Genomic DNA, 26,134 nt, shown 5'->3' on the forward strand with positions numbered 1-26,134 from the left:
TAGTATCAAGTCGCGTGAATCGGGTATCAAGACTGATTCTGCTATTAATATAATTTCACTTTTGCTGTTTTCAGCTTAAATCTGGTTGACTCTTTTATAATCGTCAACCTGGTTAATGATCAATAATTGTTGTTTTAATAACTGCAATTGTATTTCGCGGTTTTTTACCATAGCCTTTACCACAAAAGTTTGGTTGGGTGAGGTTGGTAACTCTGCTTTTAATTTTTCGTAATCTTCATCGAGTTTTCTTAAATCAGCGGTAAATTTTTTATAAAGTTCTGGATTTGCAGAGGCAAAAATGGCCAAACTATCCCTCTTTTCGGTAATTAAACCAGTAAAATGGACTTCCTTTTTGGCATATGAAGCACTAACGTCGGCTATTTCTAAATCTTTGTTTGGTGCTTTCCCTACGTATAACCAGACTAAACCGAAAACGACCACTATAGCTGCCGCTGTACTCATCCATAAATACAGTTTTATCGGTTTTTTTTTCTTTTTTTCATCTAAACCCTGTTCAATTTTTGCCCAAAGTTCTGCCGATGGCTCCATGATATCGAAAGCTTTTCGGTTGTCTTTTACAAAGGTTTCTAATCTATTATTCATCTCTCATCCCTTTCATTTCTAAAATACTTTTTAACTTCTTTTTAGCCCTCATGTACTGTGTACGGCTGGTATTCTCGCTTATTTTTAAAATGTGAGCAATCTCTTCATGGTCATAACCCTCTAAAAGATATAAACTCAATACAACCCTGTAACCATCTGGCAATTGGGTAATGGCCTGCCTTATTTCTTCGGCCTGTAATTGCATTTCACTGTAATCAAAACTATCTTCATCAGGCACTTCCGATATTTCATCCGTACTCACAAACTCCATCTTGCGTTTACGCAGGTAATTGATGGATTTGTTGATCACGATCTGCTTTAACCAGAGCCCAAAGGTCGTCTCCTGCCTAAAATCAACAATCCTGGTAAATGCATCCAAAAATGCTTCCTGTAAAACATCTTCTGCCTCTTCCTCATAATTTAAAATGCGCAGCGCCACATTATACATTGCCTTTGCATACAGCTTGTACAAATCAAACTGTGCTGCGCGGCTGCCCTGCATGCATTTTTTTACGAGTTCCAGGTTTTTATCGATGTATACGGCTTCCAAAATTTCGAATATTCTGATAATAAGACATAAGGGATTTTAAAACGTTGCATCGAGGTAGAAAAAAATTTAAAATATCTTAATTTCATATTAACAATGAGGAAATATCTAAAACATAACCTTTGTTAATAAACCCGACAGCAGCGGATAGCCCGGAATGGAGTGTAACGAAATGAGGACTATAAGCGAATGGCGGGGCTACAGCGCCTATGAAATGTCGCCTTTCATTTCCAAAAAATAGAAATGTTTTTGAAGTATTAGGAAATGAAATATCCTTTGCTTTTTTGACATTTATGGAAAATCAGCTGCAAGTTCATCATAAATTTGAAATCCCTGATCCAAACCTTTAACTTCATGTTATGGAAACCGACTTAATCATTTCAGCAATAAACGAAATACACAAAAAAGCAGATCAGGCTTTAGAAAGTAAAGATTTTACCGCATATACAGCAATATTTACTGACGATTTGAGTTTTACACCCTTCGAAAAACCAACAATAAACAAACGTGATTTCACCATAGATTTAAAGAAATATTTCAGCGGGGCCAAAGCCATACAAACCAGCCATTACAGGATTAAATCTTCTGTTGAGCATGATATTTTTATCGAAAAAATTGCGCGTAAATCAGTTATTTTGAAACCAAATCTGCTTATTTTCTCAAAAAAACAGACCGTACAAACTGAAGAAATTTATCACTGGAAAAATGTTAAGGGAGAATGGAAGGTAATTGCCCTTGAAATTGTACTGGAAGAAAAATATTAAACTTGAGTTCTATTATTTTCATAGTATAAATAAATTCAGGCGTTATGCTGAATTTAGTTCAGCATCTTTCTTATAAAGTAAACCATGAAATGAATTACCTTCGGTGAACTCAATTAAAGTCGGTTTAATTCGTTGCTTTCCGCCGCGCTACAAGTCAGAGCGAGGATTAGAAAATAAAAACGTTTATAACACCTTAAGAACAGATTATTAATTGGACTCTCGTTTCTGCATTTTTTACCCCATAAGAAATCGTAAAACAGCAATATTAATTTGTCGTATTGTATAAATTTAAGCTCCCTTCATTTTTTGACCTACATCAAAGGTTAAGTTTTTTAATACCCACACCTTTGACATATTAAAATATTTAAAATGAAAAAAGAACATTTCAAACACATCAACACACTTTTTGTGGTTATCCCCATGACATTAATAATGGCATTTGTGGGTTTAATGCGGAACTATGGTTTTGGCGAAGATTGGTTCCTCAAATTCTTAAAGGCTTGGAGCGTTATGCTACCCGTAGCTTATTTTGCAGCCTTTATTATTATTCCCAATGCCCGGAAACTGGCAGAAAAGGTAACTTCTAAAACCTAAACATTGCTACATTTGGTTAAGACTAAGTTTAATGCGCGAAAAGCTATCTATTTATATCAGAGAAAAAATTATCATCAGCGATGAAGAGCTGGAGCAGGTATTGTCTTTTTTTAAGAGGATACAGGTAAAGAAAAACGAAATCCTGATCAGCCCTGGTGAAACAAGTCAGCGCATTTACTTTGTTGGAACAGGTTGCTTGCGGATTTTTTTTCTAACAGCAGGTGGTACCGAAGCTACAAGGCATTTTGCTTTCGAAAATCAGTTTGCAACAGCTTTGGTTAGTTTTATCACTAACGAAACTTCAAAGGAGTTTGTGCAGGCTGTAGAAGACACGATGCTATATTACATTTCTCAAAAAGATTTTTACCACCTGCTTCAAATTGTGCCCCAGTGGGAGAAACTTTACCGCCACTATCTGGAGTATGCCTACGTTACCAATACCAACAGACTGATGTCTTTTATTACGCTTGATGCCACAGCGCGTTACCGCCAGTTGCTTGCACAAAATCCGGGCATAGTGATGCGCATGCCAAACAAAATGGTGGCTTCTTACCTAAATATCTCACAAGAAACGCTGAGCAGATTAAAATCAAAGGCATAAAATTTAAGCTGTGATTTTTTTAAAATTGCCAATTATTATTCTTAGTGATCTTTTTGCCTTTGGTCAAAAAAAGGCAAATCGTTTATCGTAAATTTCGTTAAATCTTCTGCGCTCAACTTTAAAACAAAATCGGTATTTTTGCCGCTCAATTTAGATTATATATATGTTAAGAACAGTAACTTGTGGTGCATTAAACCTAAATAACTTAGGCGAAAGTGTTACGCTATGTGGTTGGGTACAAAAATCAAGAGATTTAGGCGGTATGACTTTTATCGACATCCGCGATCGTTATGGCATTACCCAGTTGGTTTTTAATATGGACGATAATCGTGAGCTTTGCGAAACGGCACGTACTTTAGGTCGCGAGTTTGTAATTAAAGCGGTTGGTACCGTTGTTGAAAGAAGCAACAAAAATCCAAAAATGGCTACCGGCGATGTGGAAATTAAAATTTCTGGCCTTGAGATCTTAAATGCTGCAAAATTACCGCCTTTCATGATCGATGATGAAACGGATGGTGGTGATGAGCTGCGTATGAAATACCGTTATTTGGATTTACGCCGTAACCCGGTGCGTAATAACCTCGTTTTACGTCATAAAATGGCACAATCGGTTCGCCGCTACTTAGATGCATTAGATTTTATTGAGGTAGAAACACCTGTATTAATCAAATCGACACCTGAAGGAGCAAGAGATTTTGTGGTGCCAAGCCGCATGAACGAAGGTGAGTTTTATGCCTTACCTCAATCGCCGCAAACCTTCAAACAATTGTTAATGGTATCGGGTTTTGACCGTTATTTTCAAATTGTGAAATGTTTCAGGGATGAAGATTTAAGGGCTGACCGTCAGCCGGAGTTTACGCAGATTGACTGCGAAATGTCGTTCATTGAGCAGGAGGATATCTTAAATACTTTCGAAGGGTTGATCCGTACTTTATTTAAAGAAGTGCGCAATTACGATTTACCGGAAGTACCCCGTATGCAATATGCAGATGCGATGCGTTTATATGGTTCTGATAAACCGGATACCCGTTTTGACATGCAGTTTGTCGAACTTAACCACCTGGTAAAAGGTAAGGGCTTTCCTGTTTTCGATAATGCCGAATTGGTGGTAGGTATCAATGCAAAGGGAGCAGCAGGCTATACACGCAAGCAATTGGATGAATTAACAGATTTTATCAAACGCCCACAAATTGGTGCAACAGGTTTGATTTATGCCCGTCATAATGATGATGGAACCATAAAATCTTCAGTAGATAAATTCTTCAATGAGGAAGATCTTAAACAATGGAGTGAGGCTTTCGCAACAGAAAAAGGCGATCTGTTGTTGGTTTTGGCTGGACCTACAGATAAAGTACGTAAACAGTTAAACGAACTTCGTTTAGAAATGGGCAGCCGTTTAGGTTTACGCGATAAAAATACCTTCTCTGCCCTTTGGGTATTGGATTTCCCGCTTTTAGAATGGGATGAAGAAACAGAACGCTACCATGCCATGCACCACCCGTTCACATCTCCAAAACCTGAAGATATTGCTTTACTGGATACCAATCCGGGTGAAGTACGCGCTAATGCTTATGATTTGGTAATCAATGGAACTGAAGTGGGTGGCGGATCTATCCGTATCCACGATCGTGCGTTACAGGCTTTAATGTTCAAACATTTAGGTTTCAGCGCAGAAGAAGCACAAAAGCAATTCGGTTTCTTAATGGATGCATTCGAATTTGGTGCACCTCCGCATGGCGGTATCGCCTTTGGATTTGATCGTTTAACCTCCATTTTTGCTGGTTTAGATTCTATCCGCGATGTGATTGCTTTCCCTAAAAACAATTCGGGAAGAGATGTCATGATTGATAGTCCAAGTACGATTGACGAGAAACAATTGAAAGAGTTGAAGATAAAGACGGATTTGTAAAATCAATCCGTCAAGTAGAATTTTTACAAGTATAAGTAGGACTTTTAATTGTCTCGTATATACTCCATGGTCAGCATCTTTTTAAATAAGATCTTTTCAGGATCAAAGTAAACAATCTATAAAAAAAGCCTCTAGATTTTTTAAATCCTGAGGCTTTCTTTTATTAAGGCAACTGGCATTTTGCTTACTAAAAAATCAATAGCAAATGAACCATTAAATTAATACGTTTCACTGTCTGGCGGGATGCCATAATCAATAAACTTCTTATCTTTTTTATCTTTCTTTTTGCCGAACCAACCTTTAACAGAATTAAAAATTGCGGATAAATGTTCTGCGTCGAGCGATTTACCAACCTTGCCCGATATCAAACCTACGGCTGCCTTAGTTAAAAAACCAGCTCCTCTGAAGAGTGTTTTATTCATTACCATTGGTAAAAGCAATGACATGGCTGTACCGCTGATATTTAGTTTTTCGTCTGCTTTGAAAATATTGTTAGGCGTAGCGTATTTTTTTATCAATGCACTAAGTGTAAATTGTTTAAAGAAAGTTTTAGTATCCGTTTTAAGCATATTTTGCTTAAGCGTATACTCAACCTTCAGTTCTAATTTTCTAGCCTGCAGGTCTTCTAAGTTACGGATGTCTTTATAACTTCTCATCTTCCTCCTTATCTGCAAGTTTATCAAAATATTTCCTGATTGCTATATTGATAATAGCTTTTTCAATGTATTTATCTTTTGTTAAATAAACAATGATGGCTAATAAAATATAAAACAGGGAAACACAGCCAAAGCCTCCTGCATAACTGCCTAAAAGGTCGGATACGTATAGTGCCAAAGTTACGGAGCCAAATAAAAAGGCCAAAATAAAGCAAACAATAACAGTGGTACTGGTAACCAGATCGGCAAAAATTTTTGATGCTTTTTCTACGATGTAAAGTCTGGTATATTCCACCCTGGCTTCCAAAAAACCCTTGGCGTCCTCTACCAGATCTTCAATACTTTTATCTTTATTCTCTTGCATAATTCAGATTGAGATTTAGCCGGGTAAAAACCCGGCTATGCAATATTTTATTTATTATGCGTGTTCTACGTCGTCGCTATATTCTTCTTCTACGCTTCTCAATTTAGTTTTAATCGAGTCTACTACTTTATCTTTTAGGCTAGCCAGATTATTAATTTCATCTGCAGCTTTATCTTTGATAGAATCGCCGAGATCTTTTAACGATTGGCTAAGTTTATCACGGGTTTCATCACCTTTATCTGGTGCGAATAAAATTCCTAGGGCTGCACCGGCAGCTAAACCAGCTAAAAGCGCAACTACAACTTTTGAGTTATCATTCATAATCAATTTATTTTAAGGGTTTAACAATGATGTACAATATAAAACTATTACATTATTTATTGTTAAGCTATATTATAACTCGCTATGCTCATTATTTGTTTTAATTCTTTCCAATCTTTCTGATGCAAGCGTACTGGTTTCGTAAATCTTAACCAATAATATAAAATAAGATAATAGTAGCGGACCAAAAACAAGGCCCAGTATTCCGAACAAAGGGATACCAATAATTACGCCAATTACAGTTATTATAGGATGAATATTACCAACTTTTTTTGCAATGATAAACCTAAGCACATTATCGATATTGATAATCACTACAAAACCAAAAATAAGCATGGCCCAGCCGGCAAAATTATTTCCGTTTGCAATCTGCAAAACCGCAGCAGGTACAAAAACAACAGGAGGCCCCAGAACAGGCACGAAAGAGATAAATGTTGTAATTACGCCCCAAAATATCGGGTCTTTATAACCCAATACATAAAAAGATAGGCTCACAAGTGAACCTTGAACAAGACAGATTAATCCCTGTCCTAATACATTTGCATAGGTAGTATTCCTCATTTCATCGCCAAAGCGAAGGGCATTCTGTTCTCTAAATGGTGCATATTTAATAAGTGAAAATTCGAATCTTTCACGCTCTATTAGCATAAAGTAGAGTAAAAAGTACATCACTAATAAGCTTAATACGATATTTACTGCACTTGATAATAAAGATGGAAAAAGATCGGTAGCCCAATTGCCTAAACGGTTTAATCCTTCCTGAATAAGATCCTGGTTAATTTTGAAGGGAATAAGGTGCTGTAATTTAATCAGCAAATTCCTGAAAAAAATCTCATTGTTTTTCAGTTCCGAAATCTTACTGATTACCATGCTGCTTAACGCATAAAAAGGCATTACAATAAGTATGATGGAAATGGCAATCAGAAAAATAGCGGTTACTCTTTTGTTCCATCCCTTATTTTCAGCCAGATGGATATAAGCTGGCCTCATAATCGTATATAATACCAAAGTACTTAAAATAGCACCGAAGATACTTTGCAGAGAATATGCAATTAATACCCCGAGCGCAATGATAATAACCAGGTTGATGTTATTACGTTGCTTATAAGAAAATACTGACATTTTTAGACAATAAGGTTATTCTTTAAATGCTAAAACAGCCAATTTTGTTTTCGCGGTTTAAAATTTATATTCCATCACCCATATCAATAAATTTGATTTTATTGTAAAGTGTTTTTCTGTCGATGTTTAAGATTTTTGCCGCCTTGGTTTTATTAAAATTAACGGCTTTTAACACTTCTAAAATAGTATGATATTCAGCTTCTTTGGCTGCATGCCGCAAATTAAGTGATTGACTATGGTTTGATGTTTGCGGAAAAAGTGCGGCTTTTTTTTCATTTAGTTTCTTCCTGTAGTCAGTCATCCCAAATTCCAATGGCAGAACACGGGTTTCTATCCAGTCGCCATCAGTTAATAAGGCAATACGTCTGATTACATTCTTCAGCTCGCGTACATTACCAGGCCAATGGTATGCCAATAAACATTTCTTCACTTCATCAGAAAAACCCCTGATTTCTTTATTCAGTTCTTGGTTTACAGTGGCCAAAAAATGCGCTGCAAAAATCAGGATATCATGGTCACGATCTTTCAATGCCGGTACATGTATTGAAAATTCATTAAAGCGGTGGTATAAATCTTCCCTGAATGTACCTTCTTGAATCGCTTCCTTTAAATTTTCATTTGTGGCTACAATAAGTCGCACATCCAGGTCAATCTCCTTCGTACTGCCAATCCGCTTTATTTTCCGCTCCTGTACCGCCCTAAGCAGGGTGGCCTGAATCTCGTACGACAAATTGCCAACCTCGTCAAGAAATAGTGTGCCGCCGTTGGCTTGTTCAAAGTGACCAATTTTGGTAAAAGTTGCTCCGGTAAATGCTCCTTTTTCATGTCCGAAAAATTCACTGGCGGCTAGATCTTTGGTTAAAGAGCCACAGTCCATAGCAATGAAATGCTGTTCACGACGAGCACTATTTAAATGAATGGTTTTAGCAACACATTCTTTTCCCGTTCCACTTTCCCCAGTTAAAATAACCGTATAATTTGTTGGCGCAATGAGCTCGATCTGTTTTAGCAATAATACAGAAGCAGCGCTCTCCCCATGTATATATGCTGGAGAATTAAGCACATTAGAAATAACATCGCAACCTTTGTCTTCTAAATGTTCGGACGATTTTAGCGTACCCTGCATTTCCAGGGCTTTATTGATGCTATTTAAAATTTCATCCGGATAAAGCGGCTTTACAATATAATCGTAAGCCCCAAGTTTGATCAGTTCTATAGCAAGCTTAATATCCGAATAGCCCGTAGTAATAATCACGCTGGTGTTTGGGTAGTTCTCTTTAATGTAAATTAAAATTTCTTTCCCATCTGTATCATCTAAACGATAATCACACAATACCAGATCGAACCGTTCCTTTTCAACCGCTTGTAAAACCTTTTTTCCACTTGTTACATTCGAAACTTCAAATCCTTTTTTGGCTAAAAATTTAGAGAGCAATAAGCCGATGCTAATTTCATCGTCAACAATGAGTATCTTCTTTTTCATGAGCAGCGTTGTTATCATCAAAACTCATATGCGTGGATAACATATGGCGTTAATAATTAAATAACATAATTACTCAAAAAAATTTACTTTGAAAAGGCTATGCAACATTTTTGTTATGTTAAATGTCAAATTAATATTACGCCATTACTACTTTCCTGAAAAATTTGGCTTTCTTTTTTCAACAAATGCGGTCACACCCTCTTTAAAATCAACCGTTTCGAAACATTTGCCAAATGCTTCAATTTCGGTAGCATAACCATCTTTATTATTTACAGCTGCGATCACAGCCTTAATTGCGGCTGAAACAGCCAAAGGTGCACGTTGCTTGATTACATTCAATAGTTCTTCAGCTTTGCTGATTAAGTCGGGTTGTGGAACCACATAATTTACAAGACCTATGTTTTCCGCTGCTGAAGCGGTAATCATATTTGCGGTTGTAATCATTTCTATCGCTTTACCTTTTCCAACCAATTGAGTAAGGCGCTGGGTACCTCCGTAACCAGGAATCAAACCTAAAGTAACCTCGGGCAAACCCAACTTTGCATGGTCTGAAGCGATGCGCATATGGCAGGCCATGGCCAATTCTAATCCTCCACCTAAAGCAAAGCCGTTAATTGCGGCAATAAACGGCTTAGAAGAATTTTCAATGGCATTGAAAACATTATCTTGACCGGCTTTTGCTAGATCTTCTCCCTGTTTACCACTATAATCAGAGAATTCTTTAATGTCGGCCCCTGCAACAAAAGCCTTTTCACCTGCACCGGTTAAAATAACACCTCTTACGTCATCGGTTTTACCTGCAAAAGCAATTACTTCGGCCAGTTCTGCCAAAGTATCTTTATTTAATGCATTTAGTGCCTTTTCGCGATTAATCGTAACATATAAAATGTTTTCTTTTAATTCTGAGATTAAATTTTGATATGCCATAACCTAAAAATTTCTATTTTCTGTTACCCAATGTTGAATATACTCTATGATGCTTGCCATTGTGGTACCCGGAGGAAATAGCTCCCCCACGCCCATATCTGCCAGTTTCAAACGGTCTGCTTCAGGGATAATCCCGCCACCTGTTAACAACACATCATCTAACTGTTTTTCTTTCATAAAATGAATAATTTTTGGAAAGACCGTCATGTGTGCGCCGGAAAGAATGGAAATCCCGATGGCATCAACATCCTCCTGAAGTGCGGTGTTCACCACCATTTCTGGTGTTTGGCGCAATCCGGTATAAATTACTTCCATGCCAGCGTCCCTTAAGGAAGTTGCGATTACTTTAGCCCCCCTGTCATGGCCATCTAATCCAACTTTAGCTACTAAAACGCGGATAGGCCGATTTAATACTTTGCTCATCATTCATATTAAGTTGATGTAAATGTATCGATTTTGGCTCTCAAATTAATCATTAACTAAAACAAGTAGAATTGCGCTAATCTTTTTACATTTGCATTCCTAATTTACAGGTTTTTATGAGTGAAGAAAAGTCATTGAACTTTATTGAAGAAATTGTTGAGAACGACTTAAATAGTGGTAAGTATGAAACTTTGGTTACGCGTTTTCCGCCTGAACCTAATGGTTATCTACACATCGGCCATGCAAAAGCAATATGCTTAAATTTCGGACTAACACAAAAATATGGTGGTTATACCAATCTTCGTTTTGACGATACCAATCCGGTTACCGAAAAAACAGAATATGTAAATAGTCAGCAAGAAGATATCAGGTGGTTGGGTTTTAACTGGAAAAATGAATTATATGCCTCAGATTATTTTGATGAGCTTTATGGTTTTGCCATTAAGCTGATTGAAAAAGGTTTGGCTTATGTTGATGAGAGCTCTGCAGATGAAATTGCGGCCTTAAAGGGTACGCCAACCGAACCCGGACAGGATAGCCCATATAGAAACCGCAGCATTGAAGAAAATTTAGACATTTTCACAAAAATGAAAAATGGAGAATTTCCTGATGGTGCTTATATTTTGAGAGCAAAAATCGATATGGCCAGTCCGAACATGTTAATGCGTGATCCGATTATCTATCGCATTAAACACGCCGAACATCACCGCACAGGCGATAAATGGTGTATTTACCCAATGTACGATTTTGCTCATGGACAAAGCGATAGTATTGAGCATATTACCCACTCCATTTGTACGTTAGAATATGTTTCTCACCGCGAATTATACGACTGGTTTATTGAAAAATTGGAGATTTTCCCTTCAAAACAATATGAATTTGCCCGTTTAAATCTGACCAGTACGGTAATGAGTAAACGTAAGCTGCTTCAACTGGTTAACGAAAACCTGGTGAATGGATGGGACGATCCGCGTATGCCAACCATTAGTGGTTTGCGCAGGAGAGGCTTTACGCCAAAAAGTATCCGCGAGTTTTGCGAACGTATCGGTATTGCTAAACGCGAAAACTTAATTGAACTTAGTTTATTGGAATTTTGTATCCGCGAAGATTTAAACAAAACGGCTAATCGCGTAATGGCAGTTTTAGACCCGATTAAACTGGTCATTACGAACTACGAAAAAGGAACAGAAAATTTAATCGGCGAAAATAATCCTGAAGCTGAAGACGGCGGCGGCACACGTGTGATCCCTTTTAGCAATGAGCTTTGGATAGAACGTGAAGATTTTATGGAAGTGCCGGCAAAAAAATGGTTCCGTTTGGCTCCTGGCGCAATGGTACGCTTAAAATTTGCCTATATTGTTAAATGCGAAGATTTTGTAAAGGATGAAAACGGAAACGTAACTGAAATTCATTGTACTTACATTCCAGAATCGAAAAGCGGAAGCGACACGAGTGGCATTAATGTTAAAGGAACCATCCATTGGGTGAGTGCTCCACATGCTAAAACAGCTGAAATCCGTTTATACGATCGTTTATTTACTTCAGAAACACCTGATGCTGAAGAAGGTGATTTTAAAGATTATTTAAACCCTGAAAGTTTAACAGTATTGCCAAACGCATATATTGAACCAGCATTAGCTGATGCAGATTTGGATAGCCGTTATCAGTTTATCCGTAAAGGTTATTTCTGTTTGGATAAAGATTCTACCGCCGATAAATTGGTTTTCAACAGAACGGTAACCCTAAAAGATACATTTAAGAAGCCAAATTAATTTTATTTTTTTACTGAAGATAGGCACAGAGGATCACAGTTAATGTGATTTGTCTGTGCTTTTTTTATTTAGTAGTTAATTAATCAATAGCTCATTGGTTGACCAACAAATACAGATCCCATCATGCGTTTTATACCTTGCATTTTTAACCGTACATAAAGAGAAATGCAAAGTAAACGAAGTGTGGAAAGAGGAGACTAAACTTCAGGCCTTCGTCCTCTAACTTTCTGACTTATTTACGCTATATGCTCCCTTAGTACTTCGTATAAAGGTTATATAATACTAAAATATCAACAGGAGTTAAAGTTTTTGTGATATCTGATTGTATAAAATGAATTTTGAAAGCTTCAATGGCAGCCGGCAGGTTAGCGGTATTGTAACCCATGTATTTGAGGGCTTTTTCTGTATCAAAGTCTGCAGGTGGATTTTTTAGAACCTCATCATACCAAAACCCAAAACCCTTATCAGCTAATTTCTTCCAGGGAAAATTTTTGGGGTCATTTTTACGACCTGGTGCAATATCTGCATGACCAATGAAATTCGCTGTTGGAATGTTATATGTTTTTTTTAGCGTTGCCAGCAATTTTATCAAACTGTTAATCTGCGCATCAGGCCATGGATCGGTTAAGCCATTATTATCCAGTTCAATGCCAATAGATGAAGAGTTGAGGTCGGTATCTTTTCCCCATTTACTCACCCCGGCATGATTTGCGCGTAAATAATCATTCACCATATGCACAACTTTACCATCTCTGCCAATTACATAATGTGCACTGGTACCGGCTTTGGTAGAGAAAAATGTTTTTATGGTTTGTGCTAAACTGTCTTGTGCCGTATGGTGAATCACCACAAAATTTGGTTTCCGTATGCCAAAATTTACAGAACCAATCCACTGCTGATTTGTTGGATTTAACGAATCATATAGTTGCCCGGCCGGAGGTACTGTTCCAATAATTTCAGCAAAACCTTTTGCCTTATCTTTGTAGATTTTTTCTGTTGCCGCATACCTGCTAGTGGTGCATGAGGCTAAAATCATGATCAAAGAAAAAGCAGTTAAGATAGGTGTTTTGTATAAATTGGAAAACAGCATGGGTATGTTGATTTTTAAAAAAATGAAGGTACAAAGTTATGTTAAACTTCGCCCAATGCATCAAACTTTATACAAAGCCTTTAAAATTTACTAATTTAGCAGACATATACTTTACTATGAAGAATTTATACAGATCAACCTTGATTTTATCAGCAATAGCCCTTTTAGCAAATATGTTATCGTCTTGTAACGGTAATAATAAATCTAATAATGATAAGGCTGTGGTAGTACAAAAAGATAGTCTTACTGATTATGTTGCACAAAGGTTGCCCATTTACGAAAGGGTAAAATTAACGACCAATATTAATGGACTTAGTGTTAATGACCGTAAAATTTTGCCTTTGTTGATTCAGGCGGCAGAAATTATGGATCAGCTTTATTGGAAACAAGTTTATCCACAAAGAGATAGCCTGCTGGCCACTATTAAAGATGAAAAAACTCGCGATTTTGTTAATATCAATTATGGTCCCTGGGACAGATTAAATAACGACAAGCCTTTTGTTGAAGGCGTAGGCCCGAAACCGGAAGGCGCATTCTTTTATCCGCACGGGATTACAAAGGAAGCCATAGAAAAATCAGAACTTAAAGATAAATTTGGTGCCTATTCTGTTGTTCAAAAAGACAGTACAGGCAAATTATCAACCGTACCTTACCACATTCTATTTGCTGCAGAATTACAAAAAGCAAGCTCCTTGTTAAAACAGGCTGCTTTGATTGCAGAAGATGCCGGTTTAAAAAAATACCTAAACTTAAGGGCCGATGCTTTGGTAACCGATAATTTTACCGCAAGTGATTATGCCTGGCTGGATATGAAAACCAATGGTTTAGACATCATTATTGGCCCGATTGAAAATTATGAAGATAAACTCTTTAATGCGCGTACCAGTTATGAAGCTTATGTTTTAATCAAAGATAAAGAGTGGAGTAAACGTTTGGCGAAGTATGTAAAAATGCTCCCCGAATTACAGAAAAATCTACCTGTCGCGGCAAAATACAAAACAGAAACCCCTGGAACCGACTCGGAGTTAAACGCATATGACGTTGTTTATTATGCCGGAGATTGTAATGCGGGATCTAAAACCATTGCTGTTAACCTTCCAAACGATGAAAAGATTCAACAGGAAAAAGGCACACGCCGTTCGCAGCTTAAAAATGCCATGCAGGCGAAATTTGATAAGATTCTGGTACCGATATCAAAAGAATTAATTGAAGCTGACCAACAGCAGTACATTAAGTTTGATGCCTTTTTTGCAAACGTAATGTTTCATGAAGTAGCACATGGTTTAGGCATTAAAAAAACCATCACCGGAAAAGGTTTCGTTCGTGAAGCATTAAAAGAGCAATACAGCTGGCTGGAAGAGGGCAAGGCTGATATCTTAGGTTTATATATGGTAACCGGCCTGCTTAAAAAAGGCGAATTGCAAGGTGATATTAAAGATTATTACACTACATTTATGGCTGGCATTTTACGTTCTGTTCGCTTTGGTGTTTCTGAAGCACATGGAAAAGCAAATATGCAATGCTTTAATTATTTCCAGGAAAAAGGTGCATTTGAACGTACAGCTAAAGGCACTTATAAAGTAAACTTTGAAAAGTTCGCATCAGCCATGAACGATTTAAGCGCATTCATCCTTACCCTTCAGGGTAACGGCGATAAAGCTGCGGTAGAAAAAGCACAGAAAGAGAAAGCAGTGATCCATCCCGAATTGCAAACAGGCCTTGACCGTTTGACCAAAAAGAATATCCCGGTTGATGTGGTTTTTGAACAAGGTGTGGATGTGTTGGGTGTGAAATAATTTTTTATAATCCAAAAATTTAAGGCCACAGTCCAGCAGGTATGTAACTCGTGGATTGTGGCCTTTTTTAATTTACCGGTTTTTTTTCCTTAGCGTAGGGTTACGATGAACTGGCAATTCGCTAATTGTTCTAATTGGTTATTGATAACCGCAAATCGACAACTGATTATTGGTTCCTGATTTGCCGAGTTCCTTAAGTGCAAACCGTCATCCTGAACTTGCTTCAGAATCTACCAATAAGCGTAGTTCTTTGAAAATAGGAGATATCTTTCTCTCTTTAAAAGATTCTGAAACAAGTTCAGAATGACGCAACGAAATAAAAATTTTTTATTTACGGGTTGCTGTAAATTTAGTTGACGCATAGCGTAAACTAAATTTAAATGGAGCTATTCTTCATTTTTTCAATCTCCAAACCTCAGTCACAGATTTTCACCGCAGTACGCTGAACTTCGGACTTTTTCAAAATCCCTGTAACCTTTTCAAAAAACGGTCGTCTTACCTCTAACAAAGTCATGGAAAGCTTTCGTTTCCCGAACTAAACTTTAAAATAAGCAAGCAATTAAATTGAAAGCGTATGCAAATGCGTTATAGGATTTTTCTTGCCCGATTTTTAAACATTAAACCAGACAAATGAAAAATTTATATAAAATAACGTTAATCTTAAGTCTTCTCTTTACTGCTACACAGGTATTTGCGCAAACAAATCCTAAACCGAACATCAGCGGAATAATTTTAGACGACGCTAAAAAACCTGCAGATTACGTTACCGTTGTACTTTTTAAAGCATCCGATTCGAGTATAATTAAAACAGCATTTACCGATGCAAACGGGATATTTTCTTTTAATGTTGCAGGCAGAGGGAGCTATTATTATAAAGCCAGTAACATGGGTTATAAAACCATCAAAAGTAAAACCATTGTTTTAACAGAAGACAATCAAAAAGCAGATTTTGGTACGGCACAGCTTATTGCAAGCACTCAAAACCTAAATGAAGTAAATGTAGCGGTAACCAAACCATTAATCGAGAGAAAAATGGATAAGATCGTGATGAATGTTTCCAATAGTGCGATTATGACTGGTTCTACGGCATTAGAAGTTTTGCAAAAAGCGCCAGGCGTAACGGTTGATCAGAACGATAAGATTTCGATGATGGGTAAACAGGGCGTATTGATTCAATTGGATGGCAAGCAAACTTATATGAGCAGCGCCGATGTGGCCAACCTCCTACGTAATATGCAGAGTTCAGACATTGAAAGCATTGAGTTGATTACCAATCCATCTTCCAAATACGACGCTTCAGGTAATTCAGGGATCATTAATATCAAAACCAAAAAGAATAAAAATGGCGGCACAAATGGTAGCTTAAATGGATCTTTAGGTTATGGTAAAAACCTAAGGGGAAATGCAGGCATAAACTTGAACCACCGAACACAGAAACTTAATCTCTTTGGTAATTATAATTATGGCAAATTTGAACGCGATAACCTAATCGCTATCGACCGGATTTCTAATGGCAACCCTGATACCTACTTTATGCAAGTGGGTGAGAGTAATCGAAAACAATATAATAATAACATCAAGGCTGGATTGGATTATTTTATTGATAAGAAAAACACCATTGGCATATTGGTTAACGGATATTTTAACCAAGGCACTGAAGCTTCTGCTAACAACACCTTAATTGGTCCGTCTTTTCAAAAGGTGGATTCGAGTTTGATAACCAATTCATTGCAGACAAACAAATACAACAACATTGCTTATAATTTAAATTATAAATCTGTTCTGGATACGGCGGGTTCAGAAATCTCGGCAGATGTAGATTATTCCAGATACAAAGGAAACGATGGCTCTGATTATGCAAACGATTATCGGCTTGACAATGGAAACAGGATCCGCCCAATCATCTACACCAGGAACAATACGCCTTCCATTATTGATATTAAAGCATTTAAAATTGATTATAATGTTTCGCTGACCAAAACGGTTAAACTTGAAGCGGGAATTAAAAGCAGCTGGGTAAAGACGGATAACGATCTTCAGGCAGAGAAGTATGTTAATAATGCTTGGAATAACGATACTAGAAGAAGCAATCAGTTTGTATACGATGAAAATGTAAATGCAGCGTATACCAATGTAAACAAACAATTTAAAAATACCAGTGTACAGATAGGCCTGAGGGTTGAGCAAACCGAGTCAAAAGGTAATCTGATTACCAAAAATACTGTTGTAGAGCGAAATTACTGGGATTTCTTCCCAACTTTATTCGTTCAGCAAAAGCTTTCCAAAAACAATCAGGTGGGTTTTTCTTATAGCAGAAGGATAGACCGTCCGAGTTATGACGCTTTAAACCCATTTATTTATTATTTAGATGAATTTACCTATAGCAAAGGGAATCCATTTTTAAATCCGCAGTATACACACAATTTTGAGCTGAGTTATACCCTGTTGCAAAAATACATGCTTTCAATAGGTTATAGCAGGATTAACGATGTAATTGCTGAAGTAATTTTGCCTGATGCAGCAAGCCAATCGTTATATCAAACCAATGCTAACATTGCCACCAATATCAGCTACAATGCCAATTTAAATGTACCGCTCCAGCTTACAAAATGGTGGCAGACCAATAATAACTTAAATGTTTTTTACCTTAGTTTCGAAGCGCCGGATCTGGCCGGGAGTGCTTTAAAAACCGGAAAAACGTCCTTCCAGTTTAAATCTCAGCAAACCTTTACCATTATGGACGGCTTTACTGCAGAGCTAAATGGCAGTTATGAATCGCCACTGGATTATGGAACGCTAAGTTTAAAAGCCCGTTATTATATTGATGCAGGTTTAAGCAAATCAATGTTCAACAAAAAAGCAAGTTTGAAGCTGGCTCTATCAGATGTATTTAATATGTCTGAAAATAATTTATCCAGTGCTTACCCCGGTTTAACCTACTCATTACATCAAAAAAATGAAACCCGCATCGGCCGGATCAGTTTTACCTATCGTTTTGGCAAAAATGAGATTAAACCTGCCCGTCGCCGCTCAACCGGTACAGAAGCAGAGCAGGGAAGAATGAAGAATTAGGTGTGATTTTACCCGTCGTTTCGACTATGCGTCCACCCTAAATTTATTGCTTTATATTTCAAGCCATACGTCATGCTGAATTTATTTCAGCATCTATTCTTAAGATCCTGAATCAAGTTCAGGATGACGATAATTGGATAATATTTAAAACTTAAATTCCATGATATAATCATCCATAAAATAACCCTCACCAATATCAAGTTTTACCGATTCTTTAATGGTGAAACCGCCTTTTAAGTAAAAATCTTTCGCCTTATTATGCTTGTTCACATTTAATTGCAAAGCCTTTCCTCCTGCATTTTTTACTTGATTAAAAACCTCATTGACTAAGATTTTTCCAACACCTTTACCATGTGCAGATGGCAGCACATAAAGCTTGTGCAGTTTGTAAATGCGTTCACCATGACCAATGATGGAATATCCTGCAAAGCCAATCTGATTTTCACCTTCTTCTGCAATCAGAAAAATATATCCTTCCATCAGTTGCTTCAACAGTTCTGCTTTGCTATACATTTTATCCAACATGTAATCAATCTGCGCCTGCCCAATAATATCAAGATAGGTGGAGGGCCAGGTTGCCGTAGCAATATCCCTGATGATTTCTATATCTGCTTCTTTTGCTTTTCTAAGGGTGATCATATGGGTTCGCTAATAAAAATCGGCTGTCCTGAAAAAGTAAATTCTACAAAACCATCCTTAACCACAACAAAAATTTCCTCTTCATTCTGCGCAAGGTTGGTTACTTCGAGATATCTATTGCCATGGATAAGAAATTCGCTTCCGGCAGGTTTCCAAACAGAGAATCCCGATTTTATAGGATAATGTTTTGCTCTTTCGGTGAATACCACAAGATTGATTTTATCTTCAAATCCAGCAAATTTCTCCAGATCAAATTTTCTTGTAATTACATTTACCGCAGGGTATTTCTCTTCGTACAGGTAATTGATGGCTACCATTAAAGCATCAACGGGTCCCTGAACAAGTTTTGTGTCTTCCTGTACATCCTGTCCATTCCCATTCACTAACACATCTACCTTCAAACCCAAAGAAAAAATTTTATCGTAATTTTCTCCGTTAACCAAAAGCGTAGGGCTCCATTCAAGTAGCTGCCCTAAAAATTCTTCGTTAAAATCGCCAAGCTCATCGATGTATAAAGCTGGCTCCTGTTTTTCTTTTACAATATGGTGTGAAGACATAATGCGAATATATAAATTTCGCTCTAAGTACAGTACAGGAAGAATCAGCCAAGCGTAAAATGATTAACGATTGTATGGATATTCACTTACCCAATGAAACCCCCTATTAATAAGCTTAAAATCTTTAAGGTCTTTACGCTTAAAATCAACCGATATGGAATCTTTCTCTTTTAAACCAGATAAAATTAGCCTGTCATTTCCCATAATAGTATAGTTTAAAACATATTTTGTAGAATCTTTATCGGTTGATTTGAGTATTAATTCTTTTTTCTTCTGATCAAAAACCGTAGTGAAATTAGTGGTGCTATCGTTCATCTTTTTTATCCGTGCATAACCCGAATAATTAATAATCATTTGTCTCCATCTCGTGCTATCGGTAGTTAAAGGCGCCAAGGTTTTACCTTTAACTTTCATGCTTTCAACATTGTAAATACCGTACATAAATGGCTTAGGTGCCGCACTACCATAAGTTTTTCTTTGTTCAAGCAATGATGATATCAAAAATACCATGGAAGCTGTGATGTACAGGTATTTTACGCCATAAGCTGTGAAATAAAGCCATCGCTTTTTAAAAGTTGGACGGTACATTTTCTCAAGCTGCTGACTTTCGTACTTAATAAAAAAGCGATATAGCTTTAAGAAATGAGGGGCCAGGATAAAAAGACACATCACCACCAATGCGGTAGAGAGCAGTTTTACAGGAACATCAAAAAAATAATTCATCGTCATTACGTGCACTGTTGCAGCCAAAGCTAGAAAGGCACCCACAACTACCGTTCTACGGAATAAAAGCATGATGGCAGAAACTTCAACAATGCCCATAAAAATATTGTAACCTTTAGAAAAACCGAGGAAGGTCCATGCAAGACCCATTGGCGATGCATTTCCGAAAGGCTGAAGCAACCTCATTAGAGAAGGATCAGGAAACTGGAGTTTGATTATTTTTATAGCACCATATAGTACCAGGGTAAAGGCCAAATAAAATCTTACCAGTACCACAAGCCAGTAATAAGCTGCGTTGTAACTTTTGCGTTTTCGATCTAGAACCGACCAAATGATACAACCAATTACCGATATCAAAAACATAAACAATAGCAATACCCAATCGTAGGAGGTATCGCCACTGCCATTGGTATAAATGGTAAAATCATAATGATAGTGTATAATGTGTTTAGAAAACCAGGGTATGAGATCATGTAATACCAAATTTGGTAACTGTAGTACACTTGAGAGGAACGTAAAGGCTCCATTGTTATTCAAGATGATGAAAAGAGATAAGAGGAGAAAAAAGAACCGGAAAGATATTTTTTTATAAATGCTCCACGGTACAGTATTTTGGATAGCGTTTTCAGACATATTTTAGTTTGGTTTTACCCAAAGCTAAAAATTATCCTATACCGTTCAAATTATAAAGTGTTAATTAACAGCGCTTTCTTTAACTGATGTGTAAAAATCCTGATAGGCTTCAATGAAATCATCAGCAAAATTAACGGCGCCAGAAACAGCTATGCCATAAATACCAGTCTGCATTAAAGCTTCTACATCGTAGGTTTTTATCCCACCTACAGCCAATACCGGAACGCTGATGGGCTGAGCTTTCAATGCTTTTACCACCTGCTGATAGCCCTCAAGCCCTAATTGTTCATAATTGTTGGGTTTGGTTTTAGTTTCTCCAAACGGACCATAACCTACATAATCAACACCCTCCTGGCTAAGCCTGATTAAATTTTCCACTGTATTTGCAGATCCTCCGAGGGTAATATCGTTGCCTACCAGTTTGCGCAAGGCAATAAAATCAGCATCCATATTTTCGATATGAAAACCTTGAATATCAGCCTTTCCATTTAAATGAATATGATTGGTAACGATTAAGGTAGTCCCCCAATCATCACAGATTTCAGCTATTACCTTAATATCTTGTAAGAGTTCTTCATCACTTTTGCTCAGGCAACGGTACTGGATCCATTTCGCACCAGCCTCACAGGCCAGTTGTACCTGTTCGATGTGGCTTAAATAAGGGATATCATGCGTGATGTACTGAAATTTCTCGATGTATTTCATGCTAGGCATTAATAAAAGTCAATAAGAGTTGACAACTTTCTAAGCAACTAGCTTATTAAAGTTGTCAACTCTGAATAACAGATTAAAATTTTAAATTCAAACTTAGCAAAAAGTTGGTGCCTGCCTGTGGATAAAAGAAGTTTTCGGTTATTCTGCTTCCGCCTGACTGATAGCCGTAGGTATAACCATTGCTTTCGTATCTTTTATCGAAAATATTGTTAACCAATAAACCAAGGTTAACATTTTTTACGCCTGCAAATTTAAAATCATAACCTAAACGGGCATTGCTTACCCAGTAACCGTTAATGGTTCTGTCATTATTCTGTGTATTATCCAGGTATTGCTTGCTTACATATTTACTTTGTAAGGCTACAGCAAAACCACTAATTGGTTTATAAACCAATTCACCAAAAAGCACGGCATTTGGAGAATAGGAGATATCGGTTAATTCATAGTTTGTAACCACTTGTCCGCCGTTATCATAATCATCATAATACTCTGTAAAGTTTTTGATTTTGTTCCTGCTTAGTGCGGCATTCGCGTTTAACACAAAATGAGAACTGATGGTATAAGCGCCATCTAACTCAATCCCTAAACGATAACTTCTGTCTACATTTTGACGGAAATTTCCACCCACATCATTTATTTTCCCGGTCACCACCAATTGGTTTTTATAAAACATACCATAGGCATTGGCACCTATATTAAATTGTTCGTTTTTAAATCGATAGCCCAATTCAATATCATTTAAACGCTCTGGTTTAGGGGTAATGCCCACGGCAGCATCTGTAAAATCATCACGGTTTGGTTCTTTATTGGCCACACTGAATGAAGCATAGATGTTGCTCTGTGGATTGATAAAATAGGTGGCACCAAATTTTGGGTTAAAGAAATTTAAGGTTTGGTTAATCGCCAGGGTATTCAATTTATTTTCTGTTCCGGCAATATCGTAATATACACGGCGGTATTGCAGATCGGCAAATAAACTCAAATCTTCAATAGGGCTATAATTTACTTTGCCATAAACATTAAAATCTGTTTTAAAACCTTCATTATTGTAATAATGCCGATCAATATTTCCATTTGAAGCATACTGTGCCCAAATTACCTGCCCAAAGTGTGCCCCTTTGTATTCATTATAGGCACCACCCAATGTAAAATTCAAATTCTTTTCTGGCACATAATTAAAGGCATAGGTAACGCCGTAGAAATCGTTATCTAACCAGCGGCGACGGATCAGATCTGTCGTTGTAACCGGTGTTCCTCCCGGAATAACAACCGGATCTAAACCATAATTTTTCAGTTTATCCTGTACCCTGTATTCTTCGTAATAACCTTCACCTTTAGTATAATGTAAGGCCCCGTTAAAAGAAAACTGATCAGAAAACTGTCTGGCATAGATTAACTGGTAATGGTTCTGTGTATAGTTGTCTGTTTGATTGTTATAAAGAAAACTATTATATCTTCTGCCCGAGTTTAGCAAATTTGCTGCATCTTCTGCACTTAATCCATTTCTATCAATATAAGCTTGCATGCCGGCCAAATCGTTTTCTAAACGCGATTGCGGGATTCCGTTCCACGATTGGTAGGTTTTTTCATTTCCAGCGAAAACATTTACACGCAGTAAGTCTTTAGCACCATGGTAAGCACCAGATAAAAAGTACGATTTTAATAAGGAAGACCCACGATCTACATAACCATCCGAGCTGATTCTTGATAAACGTCCATCAAAGCTAAATCGATTGTTAATCAAACCTGTTCCCACTTTTATGGTATTTTTCCAGGTATTGAAACTGCCGTAAGTATTATTCAGTTCAGCATAGGGCTCTGTTTCACTGGCAGTAGTTTGGATGTTTAAACTTGCACCAAATGCACCGGCACCATTGGTTGAGGTACCTACTCCTCGCTGGATCTGCACATTATCAACCGAAGAGGCAAAATCGGGCATGTTTACATAAAATGTTCCCTGGCTTTCGCTATCATTGATGGGAATGCCGTTAACCGTAACGTTAATCCGGCTATTATCGCTACCACGGATTCGGATACCCGTATAACCCACACCAGCCCCAGCATCGGAAGTAACAACTACACCTGGTGTATTTTGTAAAATAAATGGCAAATCCTGTCCGAAATTATTCTGTTGAATTTCTTCCTTACCAATATTCTTATAAGTAGTTGCCGATTTATCGGTTGCACGGGTTGCACGTACAATTACCTCATCAGCTAGAAAATTTTGTGGCGCTAAGCTAAAATCAGCAGTAGTATTTTGGTTAAGATCAACAGCTTTTTCGATTGTTTTATAACCTACATAACTTACCACAATGGTATATTTTCCGCTGGATAAGTTGGTAATGCTGTAATTCCCGCTAGCATCACTAATTACGGCTGTTTTTTGATTCCGCAATTTAACCGTAGCACCCGGAAGCGGCTGCTGGTTTTGGTCTGTTACTTTACCAGTAACCGAAATTTGTGCCGATACAAAGAAAGGCAACATTGCAACAAGCGCTGCAAAAAGTAAATTTTTCAATTTTATTGTTTTTAGTTAAACCAATCGGAAAAGGGGCATTGCCGATTTTCAGTTAAACTTCCATAACTCCAATCCCTACGCCGGCATTACCCGGATCAGGTGCATTTAAGGTTTAGGGTTTAGCGGCTTAGGGATTAAAGTTTTTGCAATATGCAGAAACTTTTACCTTCACCTTTTACCTCAAAATGGGTATGATCTCAGCCTGTTTTTGTGTCATTTAAACAAGGCACCCCTAATGATGAGGCAAATGTAGAAAATTTTAAGCAATTCGAATATTTTTTAATGTATTGGCGGTTTAATAGGCTAAAAATTAATAACACAATGCACGCCTGTGCGGGCGGGGAAATATCTGTTGTTATTAGGTTAGAAAATGAGCGGTTCTGTGTGCATGGCATTTTCAGTCCCGCTTTCCCTCCTGCCAATTTGAAGGAAATCGGCATCCGTTCCAATCGGGTTTAGGTGGCCAGGCAGGTACAGATATCAACGTTTAAACACCAAACGTTCCTACGGAACGAAACCACCAATTGTACATGGTTACCAACGAGGCGTCCCAATGGGACGGCATTTTTTTTTACATGAACCAAGATGGTTGGGTGTTAATTTATAAATGAGTGGCATTAATTTATAACACCGTTCGTCACAGCGGGACGATTCATCAGTAGAAAAAATGTTTATTTTTTTCGTTCCGTAGGAACGTTTCATATCAACAACCGTTGTTCAATAAACCCGACAGCAGCGAACACGAATCCCGATTTCTCATCCGGTGAAGTAAAGCGAATGGCGGGACTAAGGGCCGCCAAAAACTACTGACAATCGTTTCCAAAAAAGGCAAACCCTCTATTTACCCAAAAAAACATCGATGGCTTTAATGGCATTTGCAACTCGCTCTTCACCTAAACCTCCGATAACTTTATAATTGGCCTGGAGCGCCTGCAATTCTTTATGCCAAACCTCCATAAAATATCCGCGTTTTTCCGGAAAATCGCGCAGTGGATCATCCTGCCATGGCAAATCGATATCCATTAACAGGTACAGGTCGTATGGCCTTTTCGGTAATGTATCCAATACAACCTGAGGCGTTTCACCAAGCACTTCATCGCTCCATATCTTTACCGTAATAAAAGTGGTATCGCATATAATAAAATCACTTTCGGCGGTAACCAAAATTGCATCTTCCAGTGCTACCTGCCCATAAAACATATTCACTTCATCTTGCAGAGTATAGTCAGCAACCAGATTTTCACAGTAATAACGGGCATACTCCGGAACCCAAGAAACTTTATAATATTTGGCCAGCAACTGAGATATGGTAGATTTCCCTGTACTTTCAGGACCAACTACAGCAATCTTTTTGATATTTTTATTCACGATATGTCTTCTGGATATCTTCAAATGTAATAGAAAAAGCCTTAAAAGAAAAAATCCGGTTGAGGAGGGCTCCTCTAACCGGATAATAAACCAAACAAACTATTTATGAAGAAATCCTCATGGCGGGTAACTAATCCGCGGAGGAAGCTTTAGATCATTGTCTAAAGTATATACAAAACGTATATATGTTTCAGTTATTACAACATTGTTGCCAATAATTCGATCATCACAACTTCGTGACTTAATTCTGACCAACATCGTTGAAATAAGGAAATTGTTTTATGTCATTTAAGATTTATCACAAATATACATATTTTCATTTTACATTTATGTATAATTTATAGTACAAACTAAAAAATAGTGTTCAGTATTTAAAACTATTTGAACAAAATGCTGTTATTTATTTAAGACATTAAGCAACTAAAACGTTATATTATGAAAAAATTGTGTGTTGCATTATCATTGATAATTGTATTTGCTTTGGCTTCAATTGCGTTTACAAATGTTAGAATGGGTGGAATAATCGGAAAAATTACACCGTCAGACGCGGCCGCTACCGTATCACTTGTATCAACCAAAGACACGCTAAGTACACAAATTAATCAGGGCATTTTTACTTTTACAAACCTTAAAGAGGGTGTATATACTGTAGTGGTAAAAGCTAATGCACCATATAAAGATGCAGTTGTAGAAAGGGTGGCCGTTAAAGATAGCGCCACTACCGATTTAGGCGAAATTAAATTACAACAGTAACTTATTTTTCAAAAGAAAAAATCTAAAAAGAGTGCTTAGATAGTACTCTTTTTTATTTTAAAAAAAACGCCTCAAATCACATCCAAAGATGTATCTTTGCATCCCGACAGAACAGTTGGGATTTTCTTCTTGCAAGCATAAGACCTCTTGCTTCTTCACCTTCGGGTTCAAACACTTTAGAATTT

The 26,134-nt window shown here is 37.3% G+C and carries 24 protein-coding genes; 8 read left to right on the forward strand and 16 right to left on the reverse strand.

Going from position 1 to position 26,134, the window contains the following annotated elements; genetic code table 11:
• Nucleotides 1-75: 75 nt before the first annotated feature.
• Together PGN18_RS10180 and PGN18_RS10185 are read right to left on the reverse strand one after the other, a co-directional pair.
• Entirely contained in the window at nt 76-603 is a 528-nt protein-coding gene (locus tag PGN18_RS10180; protein WP_335319384.1) for a hypothetical protein, read from the reverse strand.
• Nucleotides 596-1,153, reverse strand: coding sequence for an RNA polymerase sigma factor (locus tag PGN18_RS10185; protein ID WP_335319385.1), 558 nt, complete (start codon nt 1,151-1,153; stop codon nt 596-598). The genes PGN18_RS10180 and PGN18_RS10185 overlap by 8 nt, the downstream gene beginning before the upstream one ends.
• Before the next feature lie 356 nt (nt 1,154-1,509).
• Here PGN18_RS10185 and PGN18_RS10190 point away from each other — a divergent pair, with 356 nt between their 5' ends.
• From PGN18_RS10190 to aspS, 4 genes are all read left to right on the forward strand, one after another.
• Entirely contained in the window at nt 1,510-1,914 is a 405-nt protein-coding gene (locus PGN18_RS10190; RefSeq protein ID WP_335319386.1) for a hypothetical protein, read from the forward strand.
• 369 nt (nt 1,915-2,283) lie between these two features.
• Nucleotides 2,284-2,508: a DUF2798 domain-containing protein gene (locus PGN18_RS10195; protein ID WP_335319387.1), complete on the forward strand. Its 225-nt coding sequence runs from the start codon at nt 2,284-2,286 to the stop codon at nt 2,506-2,508.
• A 31-nt stretch (nt 2,509-2,539) separates the two neighbouring features.
• Nucleotides 2,540-3,109, forward strand: a complete 570-nt coding sequence (locus PGN18_RS10200; protein ID WP_335319388.1) for a Crp/Fnr family transcriptional regulator — start codon at nt 2,540-2,542, stop codon at nt 3,107-3,109.
• Nucleotides 3,110-3,272: 163 nt separating this feature from the next.
• Nucleotides 3,273-5,018 (forward strand): aspartate--tRNA ligase, encoded by a 1,746-nt coding sequence (gene aspS / locus PGN18_RS10205; RefSeq protein ID WP_335319389.1) that lies wholly within the window; start codon nt 3,273-3,275, stop codon nt 5,016-5,018.
• Between the two features lie 218 nt (nt 5,019-5,236).
• Here the strand turns inward: aspS and PGN18_RS10210 are convergent, their stop codons facing one another.
• The 7 genes from PGN18_RS10210 to PGN18_RS10240 form a co-directional block, all read right to left on the reverse strand.
• On the reverse strand, nt 5,237-5,674 hold the full coding sequence (locus tag PGN18_RS10210) for a hypothetical protein (RefSeq protein ID WP_335319390.1): 438 nt from the start codon (nt 5,672-5,674) through the stop codon (nt 5,237-5,239).
• Nucleotides 5,661-6,038: a phage holin family protein gene (locus tag PGN18_RS10215; protein WP_335319391.1), complete on the reverse strand. Its 378-nt coding sequence runs from the start codon at nt 6,036-6,038 to the stop codon at nt 5,661-5,663. The genes PGN18_RS10210 and PGN18_RS10215 overlap by 14 nt, the downstream gene beginning before the upstream one ends.
• A 54-nt stretch (nt 6,039-6,092) precedes the next feature.
• Nucleotides 6,093-6,359 (reverse strand): YtxH domain-containing protein, encoded by a 267-nt coding sequence (locus tag PGN18_RS10220; protein ID WP_047800161.1) that lies wholly within the window; start codon nt 6,357-6,359, stop codon nt 6,093-6,095.
• Nucleotides 6,360-6,431: 72 nt separating this feature from the next.
• Nucleotides 6,432-7,481, reverse strand: a complete 1,050-nt coding sequence (locus tag PGN18_RS10225) for an AI-2E family transporter (RefSeq protein WP_335319392.1) — start codon at nt 7,479-7,481, stop codon at nt 6,432-6,434.
• A gap of 64 nt (nt 7,482-7,545) precedes the next feature.
• Complete coding sequence (locus PGN18_RS10230) at nt 7,546-8,964, reverse strand: sigma-54-dependent transcriptional regulator (protein WP_335319393.1); 1,419 nt, start codon at nt 8,962-8,964, stop codon at nt 7,546-7,548.
• Between the two features lie 147 nt (nt 8,965-9,111).
• Nucleotides 9,112-9,891 (reverse strand): enoyl-CoA hydratase/isomerase family protein, encoded by a 780-nt coding sequence (locus PGN18_RS10235; protein WP_335319394.1) that lies wholly within the window; start codon nt 9,889-9,891, stop codon nt 9,112-9,114.
• Nucleotides 9,892-9,894: 3 nt separating this feature from the next.
• Nucleotides 9,895-10,317 (reverse strand): cobalamin B12-binding domain-containing protein, encoded by a 423-nt coding sequence (locus tag PGN18_RS10240; protein WP_335319395.1) that lies wholly within the window; start codon nt 10,315-10,317, stop codon nt 9,895-9,897.
• A gap of 113 nt (nt 10,318-10,430) precedes the next feature.
• Between PGN18_RS10240 and PGN18_RS10245 the strand changes: the two genes are divergently transcribed.
• A complete protein-coding gene (locus tag PGN18_RS10245; protein WP_335319396.1) occupies nt 10,431-12,086 on the forward strand; it encodes a glutamine--tRNA ligase/YqeY domain fusion protein in 1,656 nt (551 codons plus the stop codon).
• Between the two features lie 253 nt (nt 12,087-12,339).
• Here PGN18_RS10245 and PGN18_RS10250 read toward each other — a convergent pair whose 3' ends face one another.
• Nucleotides 12,340-13,176 (reverse strand): N-acetylmuramoyl-L-alanine amidase, encoded by an 837-nt coding sequence (locus PGN18_RS10250; protein ID WP_335319397.1) that lies wholly within the window; start codon nt 13,174-13,176, stop codon nt 12,340-12,342.
• A gap of 116 nt (nt 13,177-13,292) precedes the next feature.
• On the opposite strand from PGN18_RS10250, the gene PGN18_RS10255 reads away from it, so the two are divergent.
• Nucleotides 13,293-14,972: a dipeptidyl-peptidase 3 family protein gene (locus PGN18_RS10255; protein ID WP_335319398.1), complete on the forward strand. Its 1,680-nt coding sequence runs from the start codon at nt 13,293-13,295 to the stop codon at nt 14,970-14,972.
• 630 nt (nt 14,973-15,602) lie between these two features.
• Nucleotides 15,603-18,044, forward strand: coding sequence for a TonB-dependent receptor (locus tag PGN18_RS10260; protein WP_335319399.1), 2,442 nt, complete (start codon nt 15,603-15,605; stop codon nt 18,042-18,044).
• A gap of 144 nt (nt 18,045-18,188) precedes the next feature.
• On the opposite strand, the gene PGN18_RS10265 is transcribed toward PGN18_RS10260, so the two are convergent.
• From PGN18_RS10265 to PGN18_RS10290, 6 genes are all read right to left on the reverse strand, one after another.
• Nucleotides 18,189-18,683 carry a GNAT family N-acetyltransferase gene (locus tag PGN18_RS10265; RefSeq protein WP_335319400.1) on the reverse strand — a complete coding sequence of 165 codons (495 nt, stop codon included), beginning with the start codon at nt 18,681-18,683 and terminating at the stop codon, nt 18,189-18,191.
• On the reverse strand, nt 18,680-19,240 hold the full coding sequence (locus PGN18_RS10270) for a thiamine pyrophosphokinase (protein ID WP_335319401.1): 561 nt from the start codon (nt 19,238-19,240) through the stop codon (nt 18,680-18,682). The genes PGN18_RS10265 and PGN18_RS10270 overlap by 4 nt, the downstream gene beginning before the upstream one ends.
• A gap of 63 nt (nt 19,241-19,303) precedes the next feature.
• A complete protein-coding gene (locus PGN18_RS10275; protein WP_335319402.1) occupies nt 19,304-20,596 on the reverse strand; it encodes a hypothetical protein in 1,293 nt (430 codons plus the stop codon).
• A gap of 60 nt (nt 20,597-20,656) precedes the next feature.
• Complete coding sequence (locus PGN18_RS10280; RefSeq protein WP_335319403.1) at nt 20,657-21,301, reverse strand: thiamine phosphate synthase; 645 nt, start codon at nt 21,299-21,301, stop codon at nt 20,657-20,659.
• An 82-nt stretch (nt 21,302-21,383) separates the two neighbouring features.
• Nucleotides 21,384-23,828 carry a TonB-dependent receptor gene (locus tag PGN18_RS10285; RefSeq protein WP_335319404.1) on the reverse strand — a complete coding sequence of 815 codons (2,445 nt, stop codon included), beginning with the start codon at nt 23,826-23,828 and terminating at the stop codon, nt 21,384-21,386.
• A gap of 837 nt (nt 23,829-24,665) precedes the next feature.
• Nucleotides 24,666-25,196, reverse strand: a complete 531-nt coding sequence (locus tag PGN18_RS10290; protein ID WP_335319405.1) for an ATP-binding protein — start codon at nt 25,194-25,196, stop codon at nt 24,666-24,668.
• A gap of 435 nt (nt 25,197-25,631) precedes the next feature.
• Between PGN18_RS10290 and PGN18_RS10295 the strand changes: the two genes are divergently transcribed.
• Nucleotides 25,632-25,949, forward strand: a complete 318-nt coding sequence (locus PGN18_RS10295; protein ID WP_335319406.1) for a carboxypeptidase regulatory-like domain-containing protein — start codon at nt 25,632-25,634, stop codon at nt 25,947-25,949.
• Nucleotides 25,950-26,134: the final 185 nt, after the last annotated feature.

This window comes from Pedobacter terrae, assembly GCF_036946585.1.
GTDB classification, from domain to species: Bacteria; Bacteroidota; Bacteroidia; order Sphingobacteriales; family Sphingobacteriaceae; genus Pedobacter; species Pedobacter terrae_C.

Coding starts and splice junctions, on each gene's coding strand:
- PGN18_RS10180 (WP_335319384.1), bottom strand. CDS start 603: ATGAATAATAGATTAGAAACCTTTGTAAAAGACAACCGAAAAGCTTTC.
- PGN18_RS10190 (WP_335319386.1), top strand. CDS start 1,510: ATGGAAACCGACTTAATCATTTCAGCAATAAACGAAATACACAAAAAA.
- PGN18_RS10195 (WP_335319387.1), top strand. CDS start 2,284: ATGAAAAAAGAACATTTCAAACACATCAACACACTTTTTGTGGTTATC.
- PGN18_RS10200 (WP_335319388.1), top strand. CDS start 2,540: ATGCGCGAAAAGCTATCTATTTATATCAGAGAAAAAATTATCATCAGC.
- aspS (WP_335319389.1), top strand. CDS start 3,273: ATGTTAAGAACAGTAACTTGTGGTGCATTAAACCTAAATAACTTAGGC.
- PGN18_RS10210 (WP_335319390.1), bottom strand. CDS start 5,674: ATGAGAAGTTATAAAGACATCCGTAACTTAGAAGACCTGCAGGCTAGA.
- PGN18_RS10215 (WP_335319391.1), bottom strand. CDS start 6,038: ATGCAAGAGAATAAAGATAAAAGTATTGAAGATCTGGTAGAGGACGCC.
- PGN18_RS10220 (WP_047800161.1), bottom strand. CDS start 6,359: ATGAATGATAACTCAAAAGTTGTAGTTGCGCTTTTAGCTGGTTTAGCT.
- PGN18_RS10225 (WP_335319392.1), bottom strand. CDS start 7,481: ATGTCAGTATTTTCTTATAAGCAACGTAATAACATCAACCTGGTTATT.
- PGN18_RS10230 (WP_335319393.1), bottom strand. CDS start 8,964: ATGAAAAAGAAGATACTCATTGTTGACGATGAAATTAGCATCGGCTTA.
- PGN18_RS10235 (WP_335319394.1), bottom strand. CDS start 9,891: ATGGCATATCAAAATTTAATCTCAGAATTAAAAGAAAACATTTTATAT.
- PGN18_RS10240 (WP_335319395.1), bottom strand. CDS start 10,317: ATGATGAGCAAAGTATTAAATCGGCCTATCCGCGTTTTAGTAGCTAAA.
- PGN18_RS10245 (WP_335319396.1), top strand. CDS start 10,431: ATGAGTGAAGAAAAGTCATTGAACTTTATTGAAGAAATTGTTGAGAAC.
- PGN18_RS10250 (WP_335319397.1), bottom strand. CDS start 13,176: ATGCTGTTTTCCAATTTATACAAAACACCTATCTTAACTGCTTTTTCT.
- PGN18_RS10255 (WP_335319398.1), top strand. CDS start 13,293: ATGAAGAATTTATACAGATCAACCTTGATTTTATCAGCAATAGCCCTT.
- PGN18_RS10260 (WP_335319399.1), top strand. CDS start 15,603: ATGAAAAATTTATATAAAATAACGTTAATCTTAAGTCTTCTCTTTACT.
- PGN18_RS10265 (WP_335319400.1), bottom strand. CDS start 18,683: ATGATCACCCTTAGAAAAGCAAAAGAAGCAGATATAGAAATCATCAGG.
- PGN18_RS10270 (WP_335319401.1), bottom strand. CDS start 19,240: ATGTCTTCACACCATATTGTAAAAGAAAAACAGGAGCCAGCTTTATAC.
- PGN18_RS10275 (WP_335319402.1), bottom strand. CDS start 20,596: ATGTCTGAAAACGCTATCCAAAATACTGTACCGTGGAGCATTTATAAA.
- PGN18_RS10280 (WP_335319403.1), bottom strand. CDS start 21,301: ATGAAATACATCGAGAAATTTCAGTACATCACGCATGATATCCCTTAT.
- PGN18_RS10295 (WP_335319406.1), top strand. CDS start 25,632: ATGAAAAAATTGTGTGTTGCATTATCATTGATAATTGTATTTGCTTTG.